The organism is Shigella sp. FC1544 (genome assembly GCF_001722145.1).
In the GTDB taxonomy this organism is placed as follows: Bacteria; Pseudomonadota; Gammaproteobacteria; order Enterobacterales; family Enterobacteriaceae; genus Escherichia; species Escherichia coli.
This window is the reverse complement of record NZ_MECT01000107.1, coordinates 1-6,828: the sequence shown is the minus strand read 5'-3', so window position 1 is coordinate 6,828 and position 6,828 is coordinate 1. Positions and strand designations below refer to the sequence as shown.

Sequence of the window (6,828 nt, the reverse complement as noted above, 5' to 3'; positions counted from 1 at the left end):
CTGGCCGATAAACCGGGTCGGCGAACTGCTCCCCTGGCGCGTAGCACTGCCGACTGAATAACACATCCCCGTCAATACGGTTCTTGCTGCACGCTTACGATAATTCTTCACCGCCCCCCATAACTTTCTTCACCTTATGGTGTACGTTCCAGCCAGTTTCATGGGTAATGCGCTGCCGGCATATCGGACACAGAGAGCCTTGTGACTCGAGTAGGCAGCCTGACGGCTGCGGTTTGTCATGGTCTGCAATTACCGTTATAAAAACAGGATAAACCGGAACCAGTGGCGAAAGTGTGCTATGCACAAATGGTGAAACAGTTCCTGAGTCGTGACCCGTTCGAATGCGTGCTGTGTGGCGGCCGGATGGTATACCGCCAGGCCATCGCGGGACTGAATGTGGAGGGGCTGAAGAAAAACGCGCGGGATATCAGTCTGCTGAGGTATATCCCGGGGTGATGCAGGATAAGTGCGCCCGGGAATCGGGGTAAGTATAAAAAACGGCCGATTACAGTATTAAAACCGTCCACAGAAAGAAAAAAACACCGGCGTGATGTGAAAAACAGCTTACCGCACGAGGCATAAGACGCGGACAGTGGTATCGCTTAGTTTTTCAATTTCCTATACGTGAACAGGCATAGCTGTGATTTCATTGAATTATTGGCACAAATCAGTTGATCGTACAATGCTGTGCCTGTCTCGTTTTCTGGAGATTCCTCAGCCTCATGGAGCGGCGTAACAGGCGTACCGGCAGGACAGAGATGTTTGCTTTTCCTAGTCCGGCCAGTTTAGTGGAATAACGGAGTTTTTATCCCATGTTTTTTCCCCCGATCACGACTTTTTCAAATCAATGCTCAGAATACGTTCTTTAGCTCCTTCCACAAACACATCAGGATCCCAATCGCGGTTAAAGCCTTCTTTGATGCCAATGTAAAGGGTATCCATATCGTCCGACAACACCATCTGGTTTGGGTAGACCGGCATGTTAAATTCACGGGTGATGCTGTATTTGGTGGCATCCACTACGCTGATGGTGCCGCTAGTAAAGTTGGTGACATACAGTTCGTTATATTTCGGATTGTATTTCACCGCGTTAGCTCCGGCTCCTGTGTGCACATAGCCAAGCTGTTTACCGTCGCGTAAGTCAAAAATATAGAGGCCATCTTTTGTACCGGAACGATCGTCATGGTCGAATACCACCACAAAGGCACGGTCAGAAGCGGAGTCCACCGCCAGATTCTGCACACTTGTGATTTGTGGTCTCGGATCTTTCAACGGGATGGTACGCAGCAGCGTCTGATTTTTCGCATCAATTTCGTTGATGTAATCTCTTCCGCCAACGTAGATTTTCTGTGTTTTTTCATCCATCGTCAGACCATACGCTGTACCTTTGTAAGCATCCTTAACCTCGCCTTTTAAGGCAAGCGTCGTCCCGTCGAGCATTAACAGCTTATGCAGAGGCTTCATGCCCTCGGCCGTTTTCAGCATATTGCTATAACTCACAAACAGGGTATCGGAATCCTGGCTGTAAACCATATGGCGCAAATGCTCAAAACGCGAATCTGCAGCGTTTGCCGCTTTAAAACTTAACCTGTCGCTGGTTCTTACCAGTTTACCGGTTGGGGTGTCAAACATACTGATACGCAGGGACGCTGACTGGGTGTGTCCGATATAGAGCTGATGTTTATCCTGATTTATCGCCAGCGAAAATGCCCGGTATGGCATCGTGTATTTATTTTCGACTTTCAGCGAATCTGAATTAAACGAATACAGATAGCCTTTATTGGCTTCACGATTTACACGATCGGTGACTGCTGCAAACACCTTTTTACTGGCATTATCAAACGCCAGTTCATAGACGCCTTCATCAGGGGACTGAAGGTAATTCGTTTTCAGGGCAAATCGCGAAAGTTCGCGTTCAGGTGGATCGATAGCCATGGCCATCGTGGGTAAAAATAGTGAAATTAACAAGTATAGCGGTGCTTTGGATAAAGTGAAAATATTCATTTTTCGTTCCTGCAATAAAATTGACATAAGAGAGAAAACGTATTGTCTGAACCTGGCGGAAATTGTCATCAGAAACGAATGTCCCCGCCAAATATCCATGTTCTGCCACGCGCGGAATTGGCTGGGTGGCTCTCGTCACCAAGACCTGGCATCATGTTGAGCTTATTCAGCGCCTCCGAATAATCTCTGTTCATCAGGTTTTGTACCGAAAGTTTCAGTGTCAGGTTGCGGTTGTACTCGTAAGTACCATAGAGATCGATAATCGTTGGGATCTGCGGCAAATCCTGTTTGATTATTGCGCCGGTATGTTCGTCCTGCTCAAAATCAGGCGACAGGCGACGAGCCTTGCCTGTGTATTTTATGATAGTGCCCAGGGTCAACGCGTTATCGAAGAAGCGAACACCAGTATCCAGCGTCATGTATTTTCTGGGCAGTTCGGTCATATCCCCTGCGCCAAAGTAGGTGCTGGCGATGGAGGTTGGCTGGTCTGTTTGCTGCTGGCTGAAAGAGAGTCGGCCAAAAGCAAAACCTGCATCATAATCCATCTCCAGTTCGAAGCCCTTTGCAATAACGTCGCTTGCCGAGTTAACGTAGATGTACATATTGTCGCTGTATTCATCGCTAATGCCCTCCCAGTCATTGCCAATCACCTCAGCCATACTGCATTTACGACCTCCAGAACAAACCAGATAAGACTCGCTGTAGATGTAGTTCTGGATCCTGCTGCGGTACGCCAGAGCCTTAAAGCGCAGGGCATCCTGTTCGACCAGTAAATCTCTGGTATCAATGTTAAAACCCGCCTGCCAGGTTTCTGCACGTTCAGGCTTCAGGAATGGGTTCATGGATGCGCCTCCTGAATTAGAGAAGAACATCTCCTGGATGTTCGGGGCGCGCATGGATTTGCTGTAGCCAATGAACGGCTGAAGCCATGGTGTTACCTGAGCAGAAAGCTGAACTGAAGGGTTGAAGCCACCCTCTTTATCGTCAATATCGTAGCTACCCTGTGGCACGCAGATAACGCGTGAATCGCAGGCGGGCTTGTACCCTGTGATCCTGTTACGTGTGTAGTTGAGATTGAAATCTGCCTCCCAGATGCCGCGCGTAACCTTCAGCCCGGTATACAGCGCTGAAATATCCTGCTGGCCGGAGGGTGCGAACGGATTGTTCTCGATCGATTCCTGATTCGCTTTCGGGTCGCCCGCCGCTGAGTGAATGGTCCGGTCATAGCGGGTACGCATCAGTTTGCTGCCCAGCATAAACTCCAGTTCATTGTCCGCGACAGTGAACCGGCTGGTATTGTTGATATCCAGCGCGTCAGAACGATTTTGCGCTGAGGTTTTGTAGAAAGTATACAGCGAGCCATCACGATACTTTTGATTACCGCGACTGGTACTGGCCGTTACGTTAAAGTCAATTAATTCAGAAAAAGGGGTGTAATGATATTTAATGTAATAGTCGTCACTGGTTATATCACGACGTGTAAATTTATTTTCATAGGTTCGAGCGGAAAGTTCGAAGCTGTTAAATTCGTCTGGTCTGATATCCATTTTATACAGTTGGGATTTGGGGTTCTGCTTCATATATTTATCATAACCAAACTCTTTGCTGTTAATTCCAGAACCATTTGAGAAATTAGAGTACACAGAACTGCCGCTCACAGCAGCCATAACGCCAATGCTTCCCGTATCCGTAAAAGCGTCGCTTTTTCCACCAAGGGCGATCATTCCGCTGCGTCCCAGCCCATTACTACCGACAGAGAAACGTGAACGAAGGCCATATGTATTACCGTTAAATATTACATCGTCAACGCCAATAGTACGCATATTTGCACTACCGGCAAGGGCGTTGATCCCTTCAGAGCCACTGCTGTCACCGCGTGTAACATCAACTGCTACCAGTAAGTTAGGATCTATAAGTACGCCAGCCATATTGTTAGTTGAACCATGCGCCGTTGTTCCGGAGGTAGAGGTTCCGTAAAAACTCTGGGTAATACCATCGACCATAGTGTTTACACGACCAAATCCGCTCATGCCTCGAATATTCACACTGATTGCTCCCTGACCAGGATCTATTTGAGTATAAGTACCAGGCATACTACGCACTGTTGCGTCAAGTGATTGCAGGTTTTTGTCCGTTGTCCGGGAACTGGTCGCGCCTGTTTTCTCGAGAGCTTCCTGCTCACTGGTCGTCTTCCCGACAGAAACGCTGAGCGGACTGAATTCTGCCGCTCCTTTTTTGTCGGAATTAGTTTTTTCACTGATGGATTGTGAGTAAGCACCGCAGCTGAGCAATAATATGCCTGAGCCGATAGCCAGTTTTATAACGTTCATAAATTTCCTTGGATATAATATTAATAAAGATAAGTATAACTATTTGTTTATTAATTATGATCTACTGTCTTTTTTATTTTTTCGACAGTGGAAAAGTTTGATAAAATGTTCAGCATAAAAATGAAAATTAAATTTCAGTTAAATGAACTTGAACGGCCAATTATCCCTTTACTCCTTCAACTTAAAGGTAATCGGCATTTTTACTTTAAATAATCCTCCCTCCAATATTTCAGGCGGTGGTTTGGGAAGTGGTTGAGCGCGTTCTAAAACAGCAATAGCTTCGCGGTCAAGAGAAAAGGTTCCTGAAGAGATTTCCAAGAAACTACTGACAATAGTGCCTTCCGTGTTTACGGTAAAAGTCACAACGGCTGTGCCGGTTCGTGCACGTTTTCTGGCATCGCCAGGGTAACGTTTATAACGGTTAAGGTGGCCTTTTACTCTGCTTTCCCAAGATGCCTCAGAATTATCTCGCTTTGTTGAGTCACTGTTAAAAGGCGCAGCAATACGGGACGATTCGACCAGAGCCTGAGGTGCAGCATTACTGGAAACGGCTGTGGGGTTGCTGTCGCTGGTTTGAGCCTTTATCTTACGAGGTGGACGTGTCTTTTTCTTTTCTCCATCGGATGACTTTTTCTTCCTAGTTATTTCAATGGTTGCATCACTGTCTTCAGTGACAGGACGTTGTTGTCTGTCCTCAGTTTGTTGCTTTTCTTCTGTCACTGCGGACTCCTGTTGAGCGATTCCCACCGGAAGCGAAAGTGGAGAAGAAGGAGCCTCTATAATTTCTGCCCATTGCAGCATGATCGCCGGTGCAGGAGACATAGCGGGCTGAACTTCGGAAAAACGCCAGATAAACGTAAGGAAAATCAGTCCATGAAGCAGTAGAGAACAGATAAACCAGCTGCTCCATTTTACCGACTGTGGGAAGTGGAGAATATTCATCATCCATGGTTTACCTTTTTGTTGTATCTGGCGCTACAAACCACACGTAGTCAGCATGATCTACTGTGATGTTCATTCCTTTTTCTGCAAGCATCAACACCACTGGATGGGTGCCGGTGGCAAGATCTTCCATGTGTAACGGTACGCCCATGCTTTTTGACGCGTGATAACCACCTGCAATCAACAACGACGGTACCGGGGCACTCAGAAGCTGGCGGGCCATGTAGCGATCCCGCTGCTGCTGAACAGAGAGCATTGACGTCAGTTGCTGGCTTTCAAGGTTGCCTTCATGCATAGCTATGATGGTTTCACGCAGAGCTTCTTGTACCACAGGTGCAGTGGATTTTTTTCCTTTAGGAAATTCGTTTTTTTTGTACAGTGCCAACATCTGCTCCCGGCCAATGTTGGCATTGAGCAGCGGGTAAGGCCCACGTAATAGCTGCATGACGATGTCGCCATACATCTCCCAGGACCACCCTTTTTGCCAGTTAAGTAGTTCCTGAACACGGCTATCTCGAACCACAGGATTATCTTTCAGCCAACATTTAACTTGGTTAACTCGGGGCTGTTGGTCTGACGTCAACATCTCAAGCAACACACTCCCCTGTGGTCGCTGGATGAGCAGATTTTGAATAAGCCAAAGCTCAATCTGATGATGCTCGGCATTATCGTGTTTTTCACCAATAATAAGATGTCGAGCGGTAGCAAGATCCGCCAAAAGCTCGCTGCTAGAAATAATTTTGCCACTGTGCAAATCGTAAATCTGCCCGTCAATCAGGAAAGCTTTCTGCCCTGGCGCATCCTGCTTTATGGTGACATTCTGTCTGCAGGCTCCCAGACTAACACTAGCTAACGTTATCATAGAAATAAGGATGAACTTTCTCATATTCCCATCTGAAACAATATATTTCCATATATTTATTGATAAAACATTAATTATGATAAAACATCAAAGAATAAATGTAAATAATTATCATTACCAACAAAAAGAATGCACTAGCGAGTGATGTTTACCAGCCGATATTATGGGGTCCGCTTGGAAAACGGATCTATGGTCACTCCCGTTTTTGCAACACCGATTTTGACGATAAGTGGGCTTGCTTGAATCTATCCGGAGTCTGAATGGGATTTCATTCCCGCGCCCCGATGAGTTCCGCGCCTGATGTACATGTCGAAGAAAACGGCCGGCGGGAGGAATACGGCGCGCTACCTGGGTCGTTATCTGAAGAAGCCGCCGATAGCGGCCTCCCGGCTGGCACATTACAACGGAGGGGCGAGCCTGAACTTCCGTTACCTGGACCACAAAACGGGAGAAACGGCGACGGAAACGCTGACACAGCGTGAGCTGGTCGCGAGGCTGAAACAGCACATCCCGGAGTAATGCCGATCAGTTAAGGGTCAGTTGACCGATCCAGTGGCTGTGTAAGAATCCGGAAACGCTCACTTGTTTCCGGATTTTTTTATGCACATTGGACAGGCTCTTGATCTGGTATCCCGTTACGATTCTCTGCGTAACCCACTGACTTCTCTGGGGGATTACCTCGACCCCGAA

5 protein-coding genes and 2 pseudogenes are annotated in these 6,828 nt (G+C 47.2%); 3 read left to right on the top strand and 4 right to left on the bottom strand.

Annotation, left to right across the window (positions count from 1 at the left end; translation table 11 throughout):
* Positions 1–267 precede the first annotated feature (267 nt).
* A pseudogene (locus BGK49_RS07410) lies at positions 268–456 on the top strand (IS91 family transposase); the annotation flags it as partial.
* A 372-nt stretch (positions 457–828) separates the two neighbouring features.
* Here BGK49_RS07410 and senB read toward each other — a convergent pair.
* From senB to BGK49_RS07390, 4 genes are all read right to left on the bottom strand, one after another.
* Entirely contained in the window at positions 829–2,004 is a 1,176-nt protein-coding gene (gene senB, locus BGK49_RS07405; RefSeq protein WP_001020414.1) for an enterotoxin production-related protein TieB, read from the bottom strand.
* 68 nt (positions 2,005–2,072) lie between these two features.
* A complete protein-coding gene (locus tag BGK49_RS07400; RefSeq protein ID WP_001100761.1) occupies positions 2,073–4,334 on the bottom strand; it encodes a TonB-dependent receptor domain-containing protein in 2,262 nt (753 codons plus the stop codon).
* A 168-nt stretch (positions 4,335–4,502) separates the two neighbouring features.
* A complete protein-coding gene (locus BGK49_RS07395; protein WP_000981088.1) occupies positions 4,503–5,279 on the bottom strand; it encodes an energy transducer TonB family protein in 777 nt (258 codons plus the stop codon).
* Positions 5,280–5,286: 7 nt separating this feature from the next.
* Positions 5,287–6,162 carry a ChaN family lipoprotein gene (locus BGK49_RS07390; RefSeq protein ID WP_001224621.1) on the bottom strand — a complete coding sequence of 292 codons (876 nt, stop codon included), beginning with the start codon at positions 6,160–6,162 and terminating at the stop codon, positions 5,287–5,289.
* Between the two features lie 276 nt (positions 6,163–6,438).
* On the opposite strand from BGK49_RS07390, the pseudogene BGK49_RS07385 reads away from it, so the two are divergent.
* Positions 6,439–6,654 (top strand): annotated as a pseudogene (locus BGK49_RS07385) (IS91 family transposase); the annotation flags it as partial.
* Positions 6,655–6,720: 66 nt separating this feature from the next.
* A partial coding sequence (locus tag BGK49_RS30930) for a hypothetical protein (RefSeq protein ID WP_223808163.1) occupies positions 6,721–6,828 on the top strand: 108 nt, incomplete at its 3' end.

Bases quoted from the DNA above. Each gene is read 5' to 3' on its own strand.
- senB (WP_001020414.1), bottom strand. From the start codon at position 2,004: ATGAATATTTTCACTTTATCCAAAGCACCGCTATACTTGTTAATTTCA.
- BGK49_RS07400 (WP_001100761.1), bottom strand. From the start codon at position 4,334: ATGAACGTTATAAAACTGGCTATCGGCTCAGGCATATTATTGCTCAGC.
- BGK49_RS07395 (WP_000981088.1), bottom strand. From the start codon at position 5,279: ATGATGAATATTCTCCACTTCCCACAGTCGGTAAAATGGAGCAGCTGG.
- BGK49_RS07390 (WP_001224621.1), bottom strand. From the start codon at position 6,162: ATGAGAAAGTTCATCCTTATTTCTATGATAACGTTAGCTAGTGTTAGT.